This is a genomic window from Streptomyces sp. NPDC101490, assembly GCF_044767145.1.
In the GTDB taxonomy this organism is placed as follows: domain Bacteria; phylum Actinomycetota; class Actinomycetes; order Streptomycetales; family Streptomycetaceae; genus Streptomyces.
In genome coordinates this window covers 175,214-196,374 of sequence record NZ_JBIWNI010000005.1, presented here as the reverse complement: position 1 = coordinate 196,374, position 21,161 = coordinate 175,214, and the positions used below count along the sequence as shown (strand labels likewise).

The 21,161-nt window shown below is 71.6% G+C and carries 20 protein-coding genes; 7 read left to right on the top strand and 13 right to left on the bottom strand.

The window, feature by feature from the left end; all coding sequences use genetic code 11:
• Positions 1-55: 55 nt before the first annotated feature.
• The 3 genes from ACIRQY_RS13970 to ACIRQY_RS13960 are packed head-to-tail and all read right to left on the bottom strand — an operon-like array spanning position 56 to position 2,731.
• Positions 56-766: an NAD(P)-dependent oxidoreductase gene (locus ACIRQY_RS13970; protein ID WP_403925024.1), complete on the bottom strand. Its 711-nt coding sequence runs from the start codon at positions 764-766 to the stop codon at positions 56-58.
• Entirely contained in the window at positions 763-1,821 is a 1,059-nt protein-coding gene (locus tag ACIRQY_RS13965) for an SGNH/GDSL hydrolase family protein (protein ID WP_403925021.1), read from the bottom strand. Before ACIRQY_RS13965 ends, ACIRQY_RS13970 begins: the two co-directional genes overlap by 4 nt.
• Positions 1,822-1,825: 4 nt before the next feature.
• On the bottom strand, positions 1,826-2,731 hold the full coding sequence (locus tag ACIRQY_RS13960) for a DUF4386 domain-containing protein (RefSeq protein WP_403925018.1): 906 nt from the start codon (positions 2,729-2,731) through the stop codon (positions 1,826-1,828).
• Between the two features lie 68 nt (positions 2,732-2,799).
• On the opposite strand from ACIRQY_RS13960, the gene ACIRQY_RS13955 reads away from it, so the two are divergent.
• Positions 2,800-3,318 (top strand): MarR family transcriptional regulator, encoded by a 519-nt coding sequence (locus ACIRQY_RS13955; RefSeq protein ID WP_351783207.1) that lies wholly within the window; start codon positions 2,800-2,802, stop codon positions 3,316-3,318.
• A gap of 523 nt (positions 3,319-3,841) precedes the next feature.
• Here the strand turns inward: ACIRQY_RS13955 and ACIRQY_RS13950 are convergent.
• From ACIRQY_RS13950 to ACIRQY_RS13925, 6 genes are all read right to left on the bottom strand, one after another.
• Positions 3,842-4,735 (bottom strand): LLM class flavin-dependent oxidoreductase, encoded by an 894-nt coding sequence (locus ACIRQY_RS13950; protein ID WP_403925014.1) that lies wholly within the window; start codon positions 4,733-4,735, stop codon positions 3,842-3,844.
• Between the two features lie 420 nt (positions 4,736-5,155).
• Positions 5,156-5,608 carry a hypothetical protein gene (locus ACIRQY_RS13945; protein ID WP_403925012.1) on the bottom strand — a complete coding sequence of 151 codons (453 nt, stop codon included), beginning with the start codon at positions 5,606-5,608 and terminating at the stop codon, positions 5,156-5,158.
• A 15-nt stretch (positions 5,609-5,623) separates the two neighbouring features.
• Complete coding sequence (locus ACIRQY_RS13940) at positions 5,624-6,199, bottom strand: RNA 2'-phosphotransferase (RefSeq protein WP_403925009.1); 576 nt, start codon at positions 6,197-6,199, stop codon at positions 5,624-5,626.
• A 125-nt stretch (positions 6,200-6,324) separates the two neighbouring features.
• A complete protein-coding gene (locus ACIRQY_RS13935) occupies positions 6,325-7,272 on the bottom strand; it encodes a MerR family transcriptional regulator (RefSeq protein WP_403925006.1) in 948 nt (315 codons plus the stop codon).
• A 149-nt stretch (positions 7,273-7,421) separates the two neighbouring features.
• Positions 7,422-9,284 carry an SDR family oxidoreductase gene (locus ACIRQY_RS13930; protein ID WP_403925004.1) on the bottom strand — a complete coding sequence of 621 codons (1,863 nt, stop codon included), beginning with the start codon at positions 9,282-9,284 and terminating at the stop codon, positions 7,422-7,424.
• Positions 9,284-10,129: a M24 family metallopeptidase gene (locus ACIRQY_RS13925; RefSeq protein WP_403925001.1), complete on the bottom strand. Its 846-nt coding sequence runs from the start codon at positions 10,127-10,129 to the stop codon at positions 9,284-9,286. The genes ACIRQY_RS13930 and ACIRQY_RS13925 overlap by 1 nt, the downstream gene beginning before the upstream one ends.
• A 283-nt stretch (positions 10,130-10,412) precedes the next feature.
• Between ACIRQY_RS13925 and ACIRQY_RS13920 the strand changes: the two genes are divergently transcribed.
• From ACIRQY_RS13920 to ACIRQY_RS13905, 4 genes are all read left to right on the top strand, one after another.
• Positions 10,413-11,378 (top strand): ABC transporter ATP-binding protein, encoded by a 966-nt coding sequence (locus ACIRQY_RS13920; RefSeq protein ID WP_351783570.1) that lies wholly within the window; start codon positions 10,413-10,415, stop codon positions 11,376-11,378.
• Positions 11,375-12,286, top strand: a complete 912-nt coding sequence (locus ACIRQY_RS13915; protein WP_351783183.1) for an ABC transporter permease — start codon at positions 11,375-11,377, stop codon at positions 12,284-12,286. Before ACIRQY_RS13920 ends, ACIRQY_RS13915 begins: the two co-directional genes overlap by 4 nt.
• A gap of 79 nt (positions 12,287-12,365) precedes the next feature.
• A complete protein-coding gene (locus ACIRQY_RS13910) occupies positions 12,366-13,277 on the top strand; it encodes an ABC transporter ATP-binding protein (RefSeq protein ID WP_351783180.1) in 912 nt (303 codons plus the stop codon).
• Positions 13,278-13,291: 14 nt separating this feature from the next.
• Positions 13,292-14,011 (top strand): ABC transporter permease, encoded by a 720-nt coding sequence (locus ACIRQY_RS13905; RefSeq protein WP_403924996.1) that lies wholly within the window; start codon positions 13,292-13,294, stop codon positions 14,009-14,011.
• A gap of 91 nt (positions 14,012-14,102) precedes the next feature.
• Here the strand turns inward: ACIRQY_RS13905 and ACIRQY_RS13900 are convergent, their stop codons facing one another.
• Together ACIRQY_RS13900 and ACIRQY_RS13895 are read right to left on the bottom strand one after the other, a co-directional pair.
• Entirely contained in the window at positions 14,103-15,371 is a 1,269-nt protein-coding gene (locus tag ACIRQY_RS13900) for a CynX/NimT family MFS transporter (protein ID WP_403924993.1), read from the bottom strand.
• 200 nt (positions 15,372-15,571) lie between these two features.
• On the bottom strand, positions 15,572-16,252 hold the full coding sequence (locus tag ACIRQY_RS13895) for a FadR/GntR family transcriptional regulator (protein ID WP_403924990.1): 681 nt from the start codon (positions 16,250-16,252) through the stop codon (positions 15,572-15,574).
• A 121-nt stretch (positions 16,253-16,373) separates the two neighbouring features.
• Between ACIRQY_RS13895 and lpdA the strand changes: the two genes are divergently transcribed.
• Positions 16,374-17,777 carry a dihydrolipoyl dehydrogenase gene (lpdA, locus tag ACIRQY_RS13890; protein ID WP_366445316.1) on the top strand — a complete coding sequence of 468 codons (1,404 nt, stop codon included), beginning with the start codon at positions 16,374-16,376 and terminating at the stop codon, positions 17,775-17,777.
• Between the two features lie 139 nt (positions 17,778-17,916).
• The gene (locus tag ACIRQY_RS13885; protein ID WP_351783568.1) at positions 17,917-18,534 is read left to right on the top strand and encodes a rhomboid-like protein; all 618 of its coding nucleotides are present in this window, start codon (positions 17,917-17,919) and stop codon (positions 18,532-18,534) included.
• Positions 18,535-18,666: 132 nt separating this feature from the next.
• On the opposite strand, the gene ACIRQY_RS13880 is transcribed toward ACIRQY_RS13885, so the two are convergent.
• Positions 18,667-19,473 carry an HAD family hydrolase gene (locus ACIRQY_RS13880; RefSeq protein ID WP_351783165.1) on the bottom strand — a complete coding sequence of 269 codons (807 nt, stop codon included), beginning with the start codon at positions 19,471-19,473 and terminating at the stop codon, positions 18,667-18,669.
• Entirely contained in the window at positions 19,470-20,759 is a 1,290-nt protein-coding gene (gene serS / locus ACIRQY_RS13875; protein ID WP_351783162.1) for a serine--tRNA ligase, read from the bottom strand. Before serS ends, ACIRQY_RS13880 begins: the two co-directional genes overlap by 4 nt.
• Between the last annotated feature and the right edge of the window lie 402 nt (positions 20,760-21,161).

The window sequence follows — 21,161 nt, the reverse complement described above, 5'->3', positions numbered from 1 at the left end:
GCCGCCGGTGGCCTCCCTTCCCGGTCCTCGGTGCCCCGGTCGCCGGGCGGCTGGTTCAGTACGCGGCCTCCACCACGGTCCGATGGGTGCGGGGGTCTTCGACGAGGCCGAGCAGACAGTGCGCGAGATCGGCGCGGGAGAGGGACTTCGGGCGCTCCAGATGTCCGCCGATGACGGTCCGGTAGCGGCCGGTTCGCGGGCCGTCGGTGAGCATCGGGGGTCGTACCACCGTCCAGAGCGTCCCCTCCGCGACGGCCGAGGACAGGAGGCCCTCCATCCGGGCCATGTCCGCGTATCCGTGCCGGTAGAGCCGCTGGATCACATGGCGGGTGACGAGCCGCTGCGGCAGCGGGAGATCGGGGGTGGCGTCGAGGCCGGCCGAGGAGAGACAGAGCAGCCGCCGCACCCCGGACGCGCGCATCGCCTCGACGAGGTGCCGGGTGCCCTGCGAGTAGACGGTCGTCGGGTGCCTGCGGTCGGTGCTGCCCAGGCAGGACACGACGGCGTTGTGACCGGCGACGGCCTCCCGCCAGCCCTCGGGGGCCAGCGCGTCCCCGCGCAGGACCGTCAGCCGGGCCTCGGGACTCCCGCACCCGCGCGGTGGCCCGGCCCCGGGGCCTCCGGCCAGGGGCCCGCCCTTCGGGTCGGCCGTCCGTACCCGGGCGGGGTCGCGGGCGACGGCGGTGACCCGGTGTCCGGCGGCGAGCGCCTGGGAGAGCAGTTGCGCCCCCGTCCCGCCGGTGACGCCGAAGAGCAGCAGCCTCATGACGCCACCGCCCGGGAAGGGACGGGTTCCACGGGGGCAACGAGCGCGGTCCGGCCCGTGGCGGCGTCGGGTGGGGTGCGTTCCGTGGTGACGCCGGACGAGGTGTGGTCTGTGGCGGCGTCGGGTGGGGTGTGGTCCGTGGTGACGCCGGGAGGGGTGTGGTCCGTGAGCGTGTCGACCAGGGCGACGGCGATGGCCCGCTGGCCCTCCGGCGTGAGGTGGACCCCGTCGTCGATGTGCAGACCGGCCGTCACCGGCCGGGTGTCGACGGTGGGTTCGGGGCGGCCGAGGAGGAAGTCGGCGATGCCGTCGGTGTCCTCGGCCGCCCAGCCGATCCCCGCCCGGAGGAAGTGCGGGTAGGAGTCGGCACGTGCCTGGTCCACCCCGCTCGGGGTGAGCCAGACCCAGCGGTCGGCCGCGTCCGGGGCGGCGAGCGCGCGCAGGGCGTGCAGATTGCGCTCGGTCTCCGCCGCGCTGACCAGCCGGGTGCCGGGTGCCCCCGGGGAGCGGCCGAGGCGCTGGGTGTCGTTCGCGCCGATCATGCACAGGATCCAGTCGGGGCGGAAGCGGGACAGCTGGGGCAGTTGGGCGAGGGCCTGGGTGGTGGTCAGTCCGGAGACCGCGAGGTTCACGAGCCGTACGTCCTCCGGGAGGAGGTGGCGCAGGACCTCGCACCAGGACAGCCGGTCGGCGGTGGTGCTCTCGCCGAGGGCGACGACCAGTTGGCCGGGCCGGAAGGGCAGTCGGCCCACACGTTCGGCGAAGGAGGGGTCCTCCAGGAGTCCGGCGGCCGTCTCGCGGACCTGGTCGTCGTACGCGCGCAGTCGGGCGCGGTAGGTGTCGCCGTCCAGGCCGAAGAGCCCGGCGAGCCGGTCGTCGGAGAGTTCCCCGAGGTAGCGCAGGGTCTTCTCCGGCTGCTGGAAACGCAGGAGCTTGGCGGCCGGTGACGGTTCGCCGGTTCGGTTGCTCTGCCGGGCCGGGGCGGTGGGGTCGGCCGGGCCGGTCGGCTCGGACCTGTCGGTGTCGTTCGCGGGTTCGTTCGCGGGCTCGGGCATGGGCTCAGACCTCCTCGTGGTCGGGACCGGCGGTGGCGTCGGTGGTGCTCGTGGTGCTCGTGGTGACGCTGGCGCGGGTGGGACCACCGGTGTTTCCCGTACGAGAGGGATCACCGGTGCTCGTGGCGCGTACGGGGCCGTCGGTGCTCCCCGTATGTACGGCTCCACCGGCGCTTCCCCTACGGGCTGCGGCACGGGCGTGGGCGCGGTGGCGCGGCAGCAGGAATCCGGCGGCGATCAGCCAGCCGAGGCAGGTGAACCGGGCCAGCGGCAGCAGGAGCGCGGCGCCGTCGAGGAGCAGGGTGAGGGTGGACAGTTCGGCGACGGCCGCGAGGACCAGGCCGGTCAGCGCCAGGGCGCGCGGGAGCAGTCCCGCGAGGAGTCCGGGTACGGCGATCCCGGCCACGAGGAGGCCGAGCGTGACCACGTGTCCGGGGCCTCCGGTGGCGAAGGCCAGGTGCTGGAGGGCGCGGACGAGCTGCGGCAGTTCGAGGACCTCCGTACGGGACAGGGTCCAGCCGATCAGGCCGCAGCAGGCCAGGAACCCGGAGGCGAGCAGGCCACCGGCCAGGGCGATGGTCGCGCCGGGGGCGCGGACGCCGAGCCGGTGCAGCCGGGCCGAGACGGTGGCGGCGTAGACGGCCAGCGGGATCGAGGCGGCGAACTGGAGTGCGCCGGAGACCTGGACGGCGTCGGGGTGGGCGCGGAACCAGGCCACGATCCCGGCGGTGTCGCCGAAGGGGGAGGGGAACGGCTCGCCGCCCGCGAGCACGGTGCTGAGCACGAGCCCTGCCAGGAAGAGCGCGGTGAACACCACGGCGAGCACGCCCGGCGGGGGTCCTCCCTGGGCATCCCCGCGCTCGCGGTGGACCTCGGTCGGCCGGGGGGTGCTCCAGCTCTCTGTGGACACGGCACTATCCGTTCTCTTTGAGGAATAGTTCACAATGGAGAATCATTCTTTTCGCGTACCCTAACTCCGTGAGCAGCGACCGGCAAGCAGCGGAAGATCCCGGAACGGCGCCCCCGCCGCCACGCGGAGGGGCGTTCCTGCTGGCCCAGCTCGGGGCGCACGCGGCCGGGCGTTTCGGTGAGCGCGTCGGCGAACTCGGCCTGGCGCCGCCGGACGTCGGCCTGCTGCGGATGATCGCCACGGAACCCGGCAGGAGTCAGCGCTCCCTCGCGTCGGACCTCGGTGTCGTGCCGAGCCGGGTCGTCGCGCTCATCGACAACCTGGAGCGCAAGGGGTTCGTGGAGCGCCGCCGCAGCGTCGAGGACCGTCGCCACCACGAGCTGTACGTGTCCGAGGGCGGCCGACGGGCCCTTGAGGGCGTACGGGAGGTGGCCGCCGCGCACGAGGACGACCTCTTCGCTGCGCTGGACGCGGAGGACCGGGCCCGGCTGACCGAGCTGCTGGGCCGGGTCGCGGAGCAGCAGGGGCTCACGCCCGGGGTGCACCCCGGCTACCGAGGTCTGCCGAAGCGGCCGGGGCGCGGCTGAGCGGCGCAGGGCCCTGAGCTGCGGGATCCCGGACCGTGGGCATCCGGCGCCGTGGGAGGTGCACCGGTCTGTCCCTACGTGGCCGTAAACATCCGTTCGTTTTCGCCGTGACGGGGAAGACCTCTGGGAACGGGAGGCTTCTCAGGGGGGCGGGGGTATGGACTCGGGATGGTCGAGTGACATGTGCGACTCCTGCGGCGCCCCGTACGGGAGGTGGGTCGGGAGCCTCGGCATGGTGCTCTGCCCGGAGTGCGAGGGGTCGGGCGCGGGTCATCCCGCCCGTGAACCGGTGCTGGTCGGCGATGTCCTGGCGAGTCTGGTCGATGTCGTGGGTCATGGAAGGCCGCGGTCCTCACCGGGCCCGTCCGGTCCCGGCACCACGCGCGCCGGCTCACCCGAAGCGCCGGGCGCCGGGTGAGGAACGAGGGGACCGCCGGGCGGGCGTGATGACACGCGTACGAGCCGCCGGGTGGGCGTGACCTGCGTACGAGCCGCCGGGCGGTCCGGCCCCGTGTGCCGTGGATCAGCCCAGTTGGGCGAGGGCCTCGGTGGCGATCCGCTCGAACACGGCCTGGTCGGCGGCGAAGTCGGAGTCGGGGATCGGCCAGTGGATCACGATCTCGGTGAAGCCGATCTCACGGTGCCGACCGGCGAAGTCGACGAAGGCGTCGAGGGATTCCAGCGGCTGGTTGCGGTCCGGGGTGAACCCGGTCAGCAGCACCTTGTCGAGCGCGGTCACCTCGCGGCCGGTCTCGGCGCAGGCCTTGCCGAGCTTCTCGATCTGGCCGCGCAGGGCCGCCACCGACTGCTCCGGGGTGCCCTCCTCGAAGATCTTCGGGTCGCCGGTCGTCACCCATGCCTGCCCGTACCGCGCGGCCAGCCTCAGCCCGCGCGGCCCGGTCGCCGCGACCGCGAACGGCAGGCGGGGGCGCTGGACGCAGCCGGGGATGCTCCGGGCCTCGTCGGCCGAGTAGAACGTGCCGCGCTCGGTGACCGACTCCTCGGTGAGCAGCCGGTCGAGCAGGGCCACGAACTCGGCGAAGCGGTCGGCCCGTTCCTTCGGCGTCCACGGCTCCTGGCCCAGCGCGGTCGCGTCGAAGCCGTTGCCGCCCGCGCCGATGCCGAGCGTGACCCGGCCGTCGGAGATGTCGTCGAGCGACATCAGCTCCTTGGCGAGGGTCACCGGGTGCCGGAAGTTCGGTGAGGTGACGAGCGTGCCGAGCCGGATCCGCTCGGTGGCCGTCGCCGCCGCGGTGAGCGTGGGCAGGGCACCGAACCAGGGGCCGTCCCGGAAGGTCCGCCAGGAGAGGTGGTCGTAGGTGTACGCGGCATGGAATCCGAGGTCCTCGGCCCGCCGCCAGGTCTTCTGTCCCTCGCTCCACCGGTGGATGGGGAGGATCACCGTACTCAAGCGCATGCCCCCGACGATACGGGCTTCTCGCCGCCGCGCAGGCGCCGATCGGGGAGACCGGGGAAACCATCCGATCTGCCCTTCGCCACCACGGTCCTTGGCGGCGAGGTGACGGTGCACGGCATCGGCCTCGCGTCCGGCGGCGGATGCGTCGCCCTGCGCTTGGCCGAGGTGCGTCCGGTCACGGAGGAGATCGCATGTGCGACGAGCGCACTGCCCGGTGGCCGTCGCGCCGAGGTGATCTTGGGCAGGGTGCCGAACCAGGGGCCGTGCCGGAAGCTCCGTCGGGGGAGGTGGACGTAGGCGTACGCGGCATGGAACCCGAGGTGTCCACGGGCACGGGCCCCTGGGCTCCGGTTCGTGGGACCGGGTCAGCGGGTTCGTGTCCGGGGGCCGGATCAGCGGGTCCGGGCCCGTGGGTCCGGGTCAGCGGGTCCGGCTGTTCATCCACGGGGTCCTTGCGACACCAGGGACGAGTTCCTTGTACGTCTCGTCGCCGGGCAGCGGCACGACCAGCCACCAGCCGGGCGGGAAGAGACGGCCCTTCACATGGGCGAGGCCGCCGTGGACGGAGCGGACGAAGGCGGGGACGGCGTCGCGCGGCACATCGGCGAACTCGATGCCGTCCACGGTGATCCGGGCGTCGTCCTCGGGATAGATCTGGACGTCGACCGAGGGGGAGCCGCCCAGTTCGACGAAGGCCTCGTGGGGCAGCGAACCGTCGGTGTCGAGGACGGAGAAGGCGCCGGCCGAGGTGCGCCGGGACGTCTGGTCGGCGCCGATGTCGTCGGTCACGTTCATCTCCAGGCCGAACTCCCGGGCGATGTCCCGGAGCGCGACGACGGCGGCCTCTGTGCTGGGCAGGTGCGGATGTGCCATGGGCACGATCCTGCCTCAGGCCGGGAGGCGGAGGAACTCCGGTGGGACGGCGTCGGTCAGCCAGACCCCGTTGGCGCTGACGTGGAAGACGTGTCCGGCCCGGTGCATGGCACCCGCGTCGACGCCGAGGACCACCGGCCGGCCCCGACGGGCGCCGACCCGGGTCGCGGTCTCGCGGTCGGAGGAGAGGTGCACATGGTGGCGGGCCATGGGGCGCAGCCCTTCGGCCCGGATCGAGGGCATCCGGTCCGCGACCGTGCCGTGGTAGAGGTACGCGGGCGGTTCCGAGGGCGGCAGGTCCAGGTCCACGGCGACGGTGTGTCCCTGGTTGGCCCGGATGCGGGTGCCCTCGATCGCGAAGCGCTTCTTCTCGTCGGCGGCGATGACATGGTCGAGTTCCTCGCGGCTGACCGGGAAGCGGTTCCGCTCGGTTGCCCGGAGCAGTGCGTCGATCTCGGTCCAGCCGTGGGCGTCGAGGACGAGACCGATGCGCTCGGGCTGGTGGCGCAGATGCTTGGACAGGTACTTGGAGACCTTCACCCTGCGGCGCTCGTCCGGTGAGTGCTCTCGGTCCTTCCGGTGGGGATGCATCCCGTCAGGATGCCGGAGCCGGATCGCCTCGATCCATCAATTTTCGCCCGATCAGGTTTGGTCCACAGCCAACCCGACTTATCCACAGCCAAGTTGGCTTTTCTGTGGACAACGAGCCTTGCTTTTCAGTGTATTTGCCTAACTTCTTCGCTTTTAGGATGCATTGAGCACAGTGTGTCCAATGTTCTTTTCTGTACTTCTTGTTCGGCGGCGGCGGCGACGAAGGCGGCGACCCCGTCGGGGCCCGTCAGATCCTGAACGGCTCTGATGACGGCGGCCGGAAGCGGTACGGAACGCGGTTCGTCGTCCTTCGCGGGAGGCGCTTCGGGCGACAGATGGATCTGAAGATGACGGGTCGCCAGAATCTGCATGGCGCGGGCGAGTTCGGCGTCCACGGTCTGCTGGGCGAGCGGACGGAGCCGTCGCACCATCGCCGCCGCCTCGACCGCGTCCGCGTCCGTCGGGGGCCGGTGCTCCAGATAGCGCGCGAACACGTACTCCGTCGTGAACTCCAGGAAACGCGAGGCGATGTGCTCCACCTGGTCCCGAAGTTCCCTCAGGTGGCCGGTGATCGCGGGCAGCGGAACCCCGGCCGCATACAACTCCACCGCCACCGCGAGCTCCTGGGGGCTCGGTACGAGGTACTCCTCGGTCTCCCGGTCCGCGATCCGCTCCAGGACCCCGAGCTCGACCGCCTCCCGGATGGCCGCCTCGTCCGGGGCGCCGCCGAAGCGGGCGTCCAGCTCCGCGCGGGAGATACGGGCCGCCTCCTCGTCCGTCCAGGGGCCGTGGACCTCCGCGACGAGACCGAGGACCCCGCCGAGACCCCGGCCGGTGTCCCAGGCCTCCAGGAGTTCCTTGATCGAGGCCAGGGTGTAGCCCCGGTCGAGGAGGTCGGCGATCTGCCGGAGCCGCGCGAGGTGGGCGTCCCCGTACACGTTCGACCTGCCCCGCCGCTCCGGACGGGGCAACAGGCCACGGTCCTGGTAGGCGCGGATCGTCCGGACCGTGGCCCCGCTGTGATGGGCGAGATCCTCGATCCGGTACTCCGGCTGTGCTGACTGCTCGGACAAACCCGCTCCCACCGACCGCTCGCTCCACCCCGCCGTCGCGGGGCCCTCCCGCAAGGGATCGTACGACCGTGCCACCACCTCCGACCCCGCGCGGAGGCGCCCCGGCCCCGGCCCGTGCGCGACCGCGCTCCCCGGCCCGCGTCCCTCCCCTACGTCGGCGGCTGCCACCGGGCGAGGGCCCGCAGCACTCCCGGGCTCAGCCGGGACAGGAGGTGCACGCCCCGCGCCTCGGGGGTCACCGGGACCACCGCCCGGTCGTGCAGGACCGCCCCCAGGACCGCGTCCGCGACCTTCTCCGGCGGATAGTTCCGCAGGCCGTACAGCCGGGACGCCTTCTTCTGGCGCCTCTTCTCCTCCGCCTCGTCCGTGACCCCGGCGAACCGTGTGGTCGCCGTGATGCCGGTGTTGACGATCCCGGGACAGATCGCGGACACCCCGATGCCCTGGTCGGCCAGTTCGGCGCGCAGGCACTCGCTGAGCATCAGCACCGCGGCCTTCGACGTGCTGTACGCGGGCAGCGCCCGGGACGGCTGGAACGCGGCGGCGGACGCGGTGTTCACGATGTGACCGCCCTGCCCGCGCGCCTTCATCTGGGCGCCGAAGACCCGGCAACCGTGGATCACGCCCCACAGGTTGACGTCGAGGACCCGCTGCCACTCCTCGCTCGTCGTGTCGAAGAAGGAGCCGGTGAGCCCGATCCCCGCGTTGTTGACGAGGACATCGACGATGCCGTACTCGCTCGCCACCTTCACGGCCAGCTTCTCCATCGCCTGCTCGTCGGAGACGTCGACCGTCTCGCCCCAGGCGTCGGGCGCGCCGATCAGCCGGGCCATCTCGGCCGTGCGGCCCGCACCCTCGGCGTCCCGGTCGACGGCGACGACCCGGGCACCGGCCTCCGCGAAGGCGAAGGCGGTGGCCCGGCCGATGCCCCCGGCCGCCCCCGTGACCAGGACCAGCTGGCCGCCGAACCGCTCCGCGTACTCCGGCTTCGCCCCGCCCCTGGCCGCCGTCGCCGCGAGCGGCTCGGCCGCCCGCCCCGCCGGGCCCTCGTTGGCCCGGACGAACGCGCCGATCCAGGCGGACAGCTGGTCCGGCCGGGTACGCGGTACCCAGTGCTTCGCGGGCAGCGTGCGCCGGGTCAGGTCCGGCACCCAGGTGCCCAGATCGTCGTAGAGCCGCTCGGAGAGGAAGGCGTCCCCGGTCGGTGTGATCAGCTGCACGGGCGCGTGGGCGTACGCGTCGGGGCGGGGCCTGCCGAGACGGGCCCGGACGTTGTCCCGGTAGAGCCAGGCGCCGTGCGCCGCGTCGCTCGGCAGCGAAGGCGTCGGATAGTCACCGGCGGGCACCTTCTCGACCCGCTCCAGGACCTTCGGCCAGCGCCTGCCGAGCGGCCCTCGCCAGGCCAGCTCCGGCAGATAGGGAGTGTGCAGCAGGTACACGTACCAGGACTTGGCGCCCTGGCCGAGGAGCTGGCCGACCCGGCGCGGAGTCGGGCGGGTCATCCGGCGCTTGATCCAGTGCCCGAAGTGGTCCAGGGAGGGCCCGGACATCGAGGTGAAGGAGGCGATGCGGCCCTCGGTGCGCGCGACGGTGACGAACTCCCAGGACTGCACGGAACCCCAGTCGTGCCCGACTAGATGGACCGGCCGGTCCGGGCTGACGGCGTCGGCGACCGCCAGGAAGTCGTCCGTCAGCTTCTCCAGGGTGAAGCCGCCGCGCAGCGGCGCCGGAGCCGTGGACCGGCCGTGGCCCCGGACGTCGTAGAGCACCACGTGGAAGTCCTCGGCGAGCCGGACCGCGACCTCCGACCAGACCTCCTTGGAGTCCGGGTAGCCGTGGACGAGGAGGACGGTGGGCCGGTCCGCGTCGCCGAGCTCGGCGACGCACAGCTCGATCCCGCCGGTCCGCACCCACCGCTCCCGCGCCTCCGCCGGACCGCCGGATCCGGACGCGGGGCTCCGGGCCCCGGTCGTGCCGCCGCCGCTCCCCGCCGTCAGGTCGTCGCGCCCCATCAGACCGCCCCCTCGTTCCAGCGCCGCACGTGCGGCAGATCGTCGTCCAGCCAGAAAGCGCTCTGCTCGGGGTCACTGGAGTCGGTGACGACCAGGATCTCCTCGAACTTCGCGCCCGTACCCCGGAACCCGAGGTGCGGTTCGACCGCCCACAGACCGGGCTGCGGAGGATGGTCGGAGAACCTGTACGGCGACCAGAGCGGCGACCAGCCGTCCCGGTGCCCGTGCAGGGCGTCGCCCGCGAGGCCCTTGAGCGCCTGGGCGCCGAACCCGAAGACCGTCGGCGACCAGCGGCGCTCCCGCACCCGGTCGATCTTGTGGGCGATGACGCCGAAGGGATAGGCCCGGTGCCGGTTCGCGTACCCCTGGCGGACCATCAGCCGGTCGACGTCCTGGTAGATCTCGCGGAGCGTGCGGCGCTCACGGACCTCCCGCAGGATCAGCTCGCGGTGGTCCCTGAGGTCGGCGAGCAGTCTGTCGTGCAGCGGGTTGAGGCCCAGACAGCCGCTGTAACCGATGTCGGCCGTGTACCCCCGGTGGACCGGCGCCATGTCGAGGATGAACGGCATCCCCGCCTCCAGCGGCCGGTTCGTCGGGAAGAACTGCAGCGGCACCTTGAAGCCGACGAAGGCCGTGCGGTCCCCGAACCAGGCGAAGGGCCGGTGGAACCAGTCCCGCACCCCTCTCGCGTACAGCCACTCGCGCTGCATCCGGGCGGCCTCGCGCTCGGTCACCCCGGGCCGGAGCTGCGCCGCGACGGCCTCCGCGCACTCGTAGGAGAGCCGCTGCACTTCCCTGAACCCCCGCAGCTCCGCCGCGAGTTCCCCTGTCAACGCTGAGGCCATGCCATCCGCCGTCCCGTGTGAGCGCCTGACTGCGCTACGCGTCCGTAACTTGACATCGATGAATGTGACAATGCCCGGCGGCTGCGTCAAGGGGTCGGACGGCGGCCTGTGGAAAACCCTCGGAAAGGCGGCCGGAAGCAGCACCCCCGCCGCCCGAAACCCCGGAAACGAGAGACTTTCGTCGCGACCTCCCCTACTGGCTTGTACTCCTCTGGTCGGAGAAGGATCGAGCCGTTGGGCTGACGACTCCTGTGGCGCACGCCACTACCTTCGAACCGTGACTGTGATCGCGACCGAAAGCCTCAGCAAGCGGTTCCCCCGGGTGACCGCTCTTGACCGGCTCTCCCTGGACATCGGGCCCGGTGTGACCGGACTCGTGGGTGCCAACGGGGCCGGCAAGTCCACCATGATCAAGATCCTGCTCGGACTCTCCCCCGCCACGGAGGGCCGCGCGGAGGTGCTCGGACTGGACGTCCGGACCTCCGGCGCCCAGATCCGCGAGCGCGTGGGATACATGCCCGAGCACGACTGCCTCCCCCCGGACGTCTCGGCCACCGAGTTCGTCGTCCACATGGCGCGGATGTCCGGGCTGCCCGCGACCGCCGCCCGCGAGCGGACCGCAGACACCCTGCGTCACGTCGGCCTGTACGAGGAGCGCTACCGCCCCATGGGCGGCTACTCGACGGGCATGAAGCAGCGGGTGAAACTCGCCCAGGCGCTGGTCCACGACCCGAAACTGGTCCTCCTCGACGAGCCGACGAACGGCCTCGACCCGGTCGGCCGCGACGAGATGCTGGGCCTGATCCGCCGCGTCTGGACGGACTTCGGCATCTCCGTCCTCGTCACCTCGCACCTCCTCGGCGAACTGGAGCGCACCTGCGACCACGTCGTCGTCATCGACGGCGGACGCCTCCTGCGCTCCAGCTCCACCAGCGACTTCACCCGGCAGACCACGACCCTCGCGGTCGAGGTCACCGACTCCGACACCCACCCCGACGGCACGGCGGCGCTCCGCGCGGCCCTCACCGCCGCCGGAGCGACCCTCCACGCGGGAGTGGAGGAGGGCCTGCCCGGCGCGGGCCACATCCTGCTCCTGGAGGCCCCCGGCGAGGAGACGTACGACCTGGTGCGGGACACCGTCGCGGGTCTCGGCCTCGGCCTGGTCCGCATGGAGCAGCGCCGCCACCACATCGCCGAGGTCTTCCGCCCCGACGCGGCCCCGCAGCACGAGGAGGTGCCGGCCCGATGAGCACCCAGCTCCCCCAGCCCGCCCAGGGCGCTCCCGACACGACCCGCATCCACAACATCGGATACCGGTCCTACGACGGCCCGCGCCTCGGCCGGGCGTACGCGCGCAGGTCGCTGTTCTCGCAGTCGCTGCGCGGCGCCTACGGACTGGGCCGCAGCGCCAAGTCGAAGGTCCTGCCGATGCTGCTCGCGGGGGTGATGTGCGTGCCCGCGCTGATCATCGTCGCGGTCGCGGTCGCCACCAAGCAGAGCAAGCTGTCGCTGGAGTACACGCAGTACGCGATCTTCCTCCAGCTCGTCATCGGCATCTACCTGGCCTCGCAGGCGCCGCAGTCGGTCTCCCGGGACCTGCGGTTCCGGACGGTCCCGCTGTACTTCTGCCGTCCGATCGAGCGCGGGGACTACGTGCTCGCGAAGTTCGCCGCGATGGCCTCGGCGCTGTTCCTGCTGACCTCCGTGCCGCTGGTGATCCTCTGGATCGGTTCGCTGCTGGCCAAGATGGACTTCGGCACCCAGACGCAGATGTTCGGCCAGGGCCTGGTGTCCGTGACGCTGCTCTCGCTGCTCTTCGGCGGCATCGGACTGGTCATGGCGGCCCTGACCCCGCGCCGGGGCTTCGGCGTCGCCGCCGTGATCGCCGCGCTGACCATCTCGTACGGGGCGGTCTCGACCCTCCAGGGCATCGCGTACGGCACGGACAACCCGGACGCCATCACCTGGCTCGGTCTGTTCTCGCCGATCACCCTCATCGACGGGGTGCAGACCGCCTTCCTCGGGGCGCCCTCCTCCTTCCCCGGAGGGGAGGGACCGGGTGCCGGGGCCGGCGCGGTCTATCTGCTGGTCGTCCTCGGGCTCATCGCCGGGACCTACGGCATCCTGATGCGCCGCTACCGAAAGGTCGGCCTGTGACCGCCCTCCCGTCGAACGGGCCGGGCCCGACCCGCGTCCCGCCGCCCGCCACCACCCTTCCACGGATTGGGCCGCGCCCATGAGCATCCTCACCATCGACCACGTGTCCCGCTGGTTCGGGAACGTCGTGGCCGTGAACGACGTCACGATGACGGTGGGTCCGGGCGTCACCGGCCTCCTCGGGCCCAACGGCGCCGGGAAGTCCACGCTGATCAACATGATGGGAGGCTTCCTCGACCCCTCCACCGGCAGCGTCACGCTCGACGGCCGGTCGATCTGGGGGAACGAGTCGGTCTACCGCGAGATAGGCGTGGTGCCCGAGCGGGAGGCGATGTACGACTTCCTGACGGGACGCGAGTTCGTCCTGGCCAACGCGGAGCTGCAGGGCCTCGGCGCCGAGGAGGCGCAGCGGGCGCTGGCCACCGTCGAGATGGAGTACGCGCAGGACCGCAAGATCTCCACGTACAGCAAGGGAATGCGGCAGCGCGTGAAGATGGCCTCGGCCCTCGTGCACGAGCCTTCGGTGCTGCTGCTCGACGAGCCGTTCAACGGCATGGACCCGCGCCAGCGGATGCAGCTGATGGACCTGCTGCGGCGGATGGGGGCGGACGGGCGCACGGTCCTGTTCTCCTCGCACATCCTGGAGGAGGTCGAGCAGCTGGCCTCGCACATCGAGGTGATCGTGGCCGGACGGCACGCGGCCTCCGGTGACTTCCGCAAGATCCGACGGCTGATGACGGACCGGCCGCACCGCTATCTGGTCCGCTCCAGCGACGACCGGGCGCTCGCCGCCGCGCTGATCGCCGACCCGTCCACGGCGGGCATCGAGGTGGATCTGTCGGACGGCGGCCTGCGGGTGCAGGCGGTGGACTTCGGACGGTTCACGGAGCTGCTGCCGAGGGTGGCACGGGAGCGGGACATCCGGCTCCTGACGGTCTCGCCCTCGGACGAGTCCCTCGAATCGGTCTTCTCGTACCTCGTCGCGGCCTGAAAGGAGCCTGACCGATGTACAACCCCACAGTCGCCCGGCTCACCTACCGGGCCCTCCTCGGCCGCCGCAGGGCCCTGATCCTCTTCCTGCTGCCCGCCGTCCTGCTGCTGATCGCGGTGGCGGTCCGCCTCTTCAACGGGGCGGACGACCAGGTGGCGGCCGATGTCCTCGGCGGGTTCGCCCTGGCCACGATGGTGCCGCTGATCGGTGTCATCGCGGGCACGGGGGCGATCGGGCCCGAGATCGACGACGGTTCGATCGTCTATCTGCTGTCGAAGCCGGTGAAGAGGCACTCGATCATCTTCACCAAGCTGATCGTGGCGGTCGCGGTGACGATGGTCTTCTCGGCGGTGCCGACGTTCCTCGCCGGGTTCATCCTCAACGGCAACGGCCAGCAGGTGGCCGTGGCGTACACGGTGGCGGCGCTCGTGTCCTCCATCACGTACAGCGCGGTGTTCCTGCTGCTCGGCACGGTCAGCAGGCACGCGGTCGTCATCGGCCTGGTCTACGCCCTGGTGTGGGAGGCCCTGTTCGGCTCCCTGATCGCGGGCGCGAAGACCCTCAGCGTGCAGCAGTGGGCGCTGGCCCTGGCCGAGAAGGTCACGGGTGAGGGGCTGGTCAGCTCCGAGGTCGGCCTTCCGACGGCGGTCGCGCTCCTCGCGGCGGTCACGGTCGCGGCGACCTGGTTCGCCGGTCACAAGCTCAGCAGACTGACCCTCGCGGGCGAGGAGTAGGCCCCGGGGGAAGAGACGGAAGCGGTACGGCTCCGAGCCTCCGGGTCACCACCCCGGCAGGCCCCACCGGCAGCCGCACCGCTCCCCTCTCTCACACCACCCGATCCCGCGCGGCGAGCAGTCCGACACCGAGGGCGGCCGCGCAGACCACCAGGACCACACAGATCGGCAGGGTCCAGGAGCCGGTGGCCTGATGGAGGACACCGGCGGCGAGCGGCCCCGCGGCGGCGAGCAGATAGCCGACCGTCTGCGCCATCCCGGAGAGCCGGGCGGCGGTGGCCGCGTCCCCGGAGCGCAGCACGATCAGGGTCAGGGCGAGCCCGACGGCGCCGCCCTGGCCGACCCCGAGGACCGCCGACCAGAGCCAGGCCCCCTCCACCGGGGCCACCAGCAGACCGGCGTATCCGGCCGCGACGAGCGTGGTGACGAGGACGACCAGCGGGCGCTGGCTCCGCATCCGCCCGGCGAGCAGCGGCACGACGAAGGCGCCCGCGACCTGGATCAGGTTGTTGAAGGCGAAGACGACACCCGCCGTGGAGCGGCTCATCCCGTGATCGGTGAAGATCGTCGGCATCCAGGCGATCAGCACGTACGACCAGAGCGACTGAAGCCCCATGAACAGCGTGACCTGCCAGGCGAGGGCCGAGCGCCAGACGCTCACCGGGCGGGCGGCGGTCCCGGTGGCGGGGACGGCCCGCACCGCACGGCCCGTCCGGCCCCGGGCGATCAGGACCTGGGGCAGCCAGGCGACCGCCGCGACCACGGCGAGCAGGGACCAGAAGCCGAGCGAGGCCTGCCAGCCACCGCCCAGGGCCTTCTCCAGGGGCACGGCGGCGGCCGCGGCGACCGTCGCTCCGGCGATCATCGCGCCCGTGTAGACGGAGGTCATCGCCGCGGCCCGGTCGGGGAAGTCCCGCTTGATCAGCCCCGGCATGAGCACGTTGAGCAGCGCGATGGCGGTGCCGACGAGGACACCGCCGCCGTACAGCGCGGTGGCGGAGGGCAGCAGCCGCACGAGGATGCCCACGGCGAGCAGGAGCAGCGCCGTGAAGAGGACGCGCTCGGACCCGAAGCGGCGGCCCAGCCACGGAGCCACCAGGGCACCGACGCCGAGGAAGAGCACCGGCACCGAGGTGACGAGGGAACTCGCCGTCGCGGAGAGGCCGAAGGCGTCGGACACCTCGCCGACCAGGGGCGCCACGCTCGCGAGCGCGACCCGCATGTTCAGCGAGGCGAGCACGATGCCGACGAGCAGCAGTGCCGGGTGGGCGAGCGGGGACCGCCGGGTGGCGGCGCCCGCCGCGGTCTCCGGTGTCCCGGCCCCGGGGTCCACGAGCGGCGACGGCACGCCGGCACCCATCGCCCCGGCATCCATCGCACCCGCACCCATCGCGCTGGTACCCACAGCACCGGCACCCACCGCACCGGCAGCGACCCCGCCGATACCGACACCCCCGCCGACGGACCCGGCACCGACGACGTCCGGCCCGCCCGTACCCGTATGCGTGCCCGTGCCCATGCCCGTATCGAGTCCCGGTCCCGTTGTCGGGGTTCCCGTGCTCATCGGGAGTGGTCCGTCAGTGCCGTGACCGTCTCCATCGGGAGCCGGAGCAGTTCGCGGGCCTGGCGTTCCGCCGCCTCCGGGTCGCCCGCCTCGATCGCGGCGACCAGCGCCTCGTGGGCGTCGATGTCGACCGGGGGCATCTCCTGGTCGCCGAGCGCCTCCACCAGGACCTCGTGGACCTGGGCCGAGAAGAAGCGGTAGACCTCGACGAAGGCCGTGTTGTGGGTGGCGCCGACGACCGCGAGGTGGAAGGCGAGGTCCGCGTCGGCGTCCCGGTCGCCCTCCTCGCGCAGGGTGGTCAGGGCAGCCCGCAGCCGCAGCAGGTCATGGGTGTCCCGGCGGGCCGCGGCCAGCCGGGCGGCCTCGGCCTCCAGGGCGGTCCGCAGTTCGAGGACGTCGGAGGCGCCCGCGTGCCGGACCCCGCGCAGCACGGCGGCCGGATCGGCGTGCGACCTGACGAAGGTGCCGTTGCCCTGACGGGACTCCAGGAGACCGGCGTGGACCAGGACGCGGACGGCCTCCCGGACCGTGTTGCGGCCCACGCCGAGCTGTTGCGCCAGCTCGTGCTCGGTCGGGACGCGGTCGCCCACCGCCCACTCCCCGCCCGCGAGCTGGGCCCGCAGCTGCTCCACCACGGAGTCCACCAGCGAGGTCCGTCCCGCCGCCTTCAGAGCCATGCCGCCCCACCCTTCATTTGCCCGGTTGTCCAGTCATCCTACAACTGACTGGACGGGGCACTCCCGACTACTGTGGGGCCGTACGCGGACCGAACACCCTCACCACCCTCGGGAGTCAGCCATGTCAGACCGCTTCGACGTCGTCGTACTCGGAGCTGGCCCCGGCGGCTACGTCGCCGCCATCCGCGCCGCCCAGCTGGGCAAGCGGGTCGCGGTCGTCGAGGAGAAGTACTGGGGCGGGGTCTGCCTGAACGTCGGCTGCATCCCCACCAAGGCGCTGCTGCGCAACGCCGAACTCGCCCACATCTTCCAGCACGAGGCCAAGACCTTCGGCATCAAGGTCGACGGCACCGTCTCCTTCGACTACACGGAGGCGTTCCGCCGCAGCCGTTCGGTCGCGGACGGCCGCGTCAAGGGCGTCCACTTCCTCATGAAGAAGAACGGGATCACCGAGTTCGACGGCCGGGGCACCTTCCTCGACGCGCACACCCTCCAGGTGGCCAAGTCCGACGGCACCTCGGAGACGATCACCTTCGACAACTGCGTCATCGCGACCGGCGCCACCCCCCGGCTGCTCCCCGGCACCGCCCGCAGCGAGCGCGTCGTGTCGTACGAGGAGCAGATCCTCGCCGAGGACGCCCCGAAGTCGATCGTCATCGCCGGCGCCGGTGCCATCGGCATCGAGTTCGCGTACGTCCTCAGCAACTACGGCACCAAGGTCACGATCGTCGAGTTCCTCGACCGGATCGCGCCGCTGGAGGACGAAGAGGTCTCCAAGGAGCTGGCGAAGCAGTACCGCAAGCTCGGCATCGACGTCCTGACCTCGACCCGCGTCGAGGCCATCGACGAGTCGGGCCCGCAGGTCCGCGTCACGGTCACCGGCAAGGACGGCGTCAGCAAGGTCCTGGAGGCCGACAAGGTCCTGCAGGCCATCGGCTTCGCGCCGAACGTCACCGGTTACGGCCTGGAGGCCACCGGTGTGGCCCTCACCGAGCGCGGCGCGATCGACGTGGACGGCCGCTGCCGCACCTCCGTGCCGCACATCTACGCCATCGGCGACGTCACCGCGAAGCTGATGCTCGCGCACACCGCCGAGGCCATGGGCGTGATCGCCGCCGAGACCATCGGGGACGCCGAGACGATGGAACTCGACTACCCGATGATCCCGCGCGCGACCTACTGCCAGCCGCAGATCGCCAGCTTCGGCTGGACCGAGGCGCAGGCCCGCGAGAAGGGCTTCGACGTCAAGGTCGCCAAGTTCCCGTTCGTGGCGAACGGCAAGGCGCACGGTCTGGGCGACGCCACCGGCTTCGTCAAGATCATCGCGGACGGCACGCACGGCGAGATCATCGGCGCCCACCTGATCGGCCCGGACGTCACCGAGCTGCTGCCCGAGCTGACCCTGGCCCAGCAGTGGGACCTCACCGTCCACGAGGTCGCGCGGAACGTCCACGCCCACCCGACGCTGGGTGAGGCCGTGAAGGAAGCGATCCACGGCATTTCCGGACACATGATCAATTTCTGAGTTTCTCCCGGCTCCGGGTGATAGGCACTGAAGGGTGCCGACCGAAGCCAGCGGAACCAGTGGAGCCGACGGAAACGACGGAGTCCACGTAAGCAGCGGAACGAGCCGATCCGCACCGGGTGGCGAACCGTCCCGACCGATCAGGTCGTGGGTGCGTTCGTCACCCGGCACCCACGTCTGGCTCCTGATCATCGCGATCACCAGCCTCGTCATCGCCCTCGCGCCACAGGGCCTGGAGACCTACCTCCTCCACCGCAACAGCAGCAATCTGCACCAGCTGTCCCACCATCCGGTGCGCGCCCTGCTCGGCAGCGCCTTCTGGATCGAGAACCCGGCCGACCTGCTGCTGTACGCGGTGCTGTTCGAGCTGCTCCACGCCCCTGTGGAGCGCTGGCTCGGGACCCCCCGATGGCTCTTCACCGTCGGTACCGCGCACATCGCGGCGACCCTGATCAGCCAGCAGGTCGTGCTGGCCGCCATCCGTCACCACGACGTCCCGCGCAGCATGGCGCACGTCGTGGACATCGGGGTCAGTTACGGGCTCGCCGCCGCCGCGGGCGTCCTCACCTACCGGCTGGCCCGGCCCTGGCGCTGGTTCTACCTGCTGGGGGCGGTGGCCTTCTTCGTCGTACCGTTCGTCACCGACCGCACGTACACCGACCTCGGGCATCTGATCTCGCTCGCGATCGGCCTCGCCTGCTATCCGCTCACCCGCGGAAAACCGGTCGCCCGCGAACACGGTCTCATCGCACACTAGTTGTGCGGGAGGAACGGGGGATCTCCCGGAGGGAGGGGCGGCCGCTTCGAGCGCGCGGACCTGGTCCGCGCGAGGCCGCCCCTCCCCTTCTCCGCTCTTCCGCGGCGGGTTCCGGAGGTGTCCGGCGGGCCGTCAGCCCGCCAGCAGACGCTCCAGGACGACGGCGATGCCGTCCTCCTCGTTCGACGCGGTCACCTCGTCCGCGACCGCGCGCAGTTCCTCGTGCGCGTTGCCCATGGCGACGCCGTGGGCCGCCCAGCCGAACATCGGGATGTCGTTCGGCATGTCGCCGAAGGCGATCGTCTCCGCCGCCTTCACACCGAGCCGACGCGCCGCGAGCGAGAGCCCGGTCGCCTTGCTCAGTCCGAGCGGCAGGATCTCCACGATGCCGGGACCGGCCATGACGACGTCCACGAGACCGCCGACGCTCTCCCGGGCGGCCCGGGTCAGCTCGTCGTCCGTCAGGGTCGGGTGCTGGAGGTAGAGCTTGGTCAGCGGGGCCGCCCACAGCTCCGCCGGGTCCTCGTACGGGACGTACGGCAGCGGGCCTTCCTGCACCTGGTAGCCGGGGCCCATCAGGACCTCGCCCTCCAGACCGTCCCGGCTGGCCGCCAGTGCCACCGGGCCGACCTCCGCCTCGATCTTGGAGAGCGCGAGCCCGGCGAGCTGCCGGTCCAGGGTCAGCGAGGTCAGCAGCCGGTGCTCGCCCGCGTGGTAGACCTGCGCGCCCTGGCCGCACACCGCGATCCCCTCGTAGCCGAGGTCGTCGAGGATGTGCCGGGTCCAGGGCACCGCCCGGCCGGTGACGACGATGTGCGCGGCGCCCGCCGCCGTCGCGGCGGCGAGCGCTTCCCGCGTGCGGTCGGAGACGGACTCGTCGGCGCGCAGCAGCGTGCCGTCGAGGTCCGTCGCGACCAGGCGGTAGGGGAAGGAACTCACTTGGCGATCGGCTCCAGGACCTCACGGCCGCCGAGGTACGGCCTGAGCACCTCGGGCACCCGCACGGAGCCGTCGGCGAGCTGGTGGTTCTCCAGGATCGCCACGATCGTGCGCGGTACGGCGCACAGCGTGCCGTTCAGGGTGGCCAGCGGCTGCACGGTCTTCTTGCCGCCCTGCTCGTCCCGCATGCGGACGGAGAGCCGGCGGGCCTGGAAGCTGTCGCAGTTCGAGGCGGAGGTCAGCTCGCGGTACTTGCCCTGGGTCGGGATCCACGCCTCGCAGTCGTACTTGCGGGAGGCGGAGGCGCCGAGGTCGCCGGTGGCGACGTCGATGACCTGGAAGGGCAGCCCGAGGCCGGTCAGCCACTGCTTCTCCCAGTCCAGGAGACGCTGGTGCTCGGCCTCGGCGTCCTCCGGAGCGACGTACGAGAACATCTCGACCTTGTCGAACTGGTGGACGCGGAAGATGCCCCGGGTGTCCTTGCCGTACGTGCCCGCCTCGCGGCGGAAGCAGGGCGAGAAGCCCGCGTAGCGCAGCGGCAGCTTGTCGGCGTCGATGATCTCGTCCATGTGGTACGCGGCGAGGGGGACCTCGGAGGTGCCGACGAGGTAGTAGTCGTCCTTCTCCAGGTGGTACACGTTCTCCGCGGCCTGGCCGAGGAAACCGGTGCCCTCCATGGCGCGCGGACGGACCAGCGCGGGGGTCAGCATCGGGATGAAACCGGCCTCGGTGGCCTGCGCGATCGCCGCGTTGACCAGGGCGAGCTCCAGGAGGGCGCCCACGCCGGTCAGGTAGTAGAAGCGCGAGCCGGAGACCTTGGCGCCCCGCTCCATGTCGATGGCGCCGAGCGCCTCGCCCAGTTCCAGGTGGTCCTTGGGCTCGAAGCCCTCGGCCGCGAAGTCGCGGATGGTGCCGTGGGTCTCCAGGACGACGAAGTCCTCCTCGCCGCCGACCGGGACATCCGTGTGGACGATGTTCCCGAGCTTGAGCAGCAGCGACTTGGCCGTCTCGTCGGCCTCGTTCTGCTCGGCGTCGGCGGCCTTGACGTCGGCCTTGAGCTGCTCGGCCCTCTGGAGCAGCTCGGCGCGCTCCTCGGGAGAGGCCTTGGGGATCAGCTTGCCGAGCGCCTTCTGCTCGGAGCGGAGTTCGTCGAAGCGGACGCCGGACGACCTGCGCCGCTCATCGGCGGAGAGCAGGGCGTCGACGAGGCCGACGTCCTCTCCACGGGCGCGCTGGGAGGCGCGAACACGGTCGGGGTCCTCACGGAGCAGGCGAAGGTCAATCACCCCACCAGGCTACCGGTGCGTGTTCGCGGGCCCCTACCGGATAACGTCACGCGTGTTGTCACACGGGATGCCCTGTGTACCGTTTCATCCCTTTTGGCGCCCGTGGAAATGCCGGGACCCTGGCTGATGCATTTAGTTATCCACAGGCTGTGCGGAAGATCTGTGGATGGCGGAGAACATCATGGGGATTTCCCGCTCCGGGCCTGGGAATTCCGTGATCAAACGCCATTGAGCCACTCATTCGGGTGGGAACTCCTCGCTCCAACGAGTTGGCGTGATGAGGAGTGCTGACGAAGGCGCGCGTGAGGGGCTGTGGACAGATGCCCCTGCCATGGATGTGGCTAGGGCGATTTGTCGACCTTGTCGGGGTGAGCTGTCGACTTGTCCCCAGGTTGAAGGCGG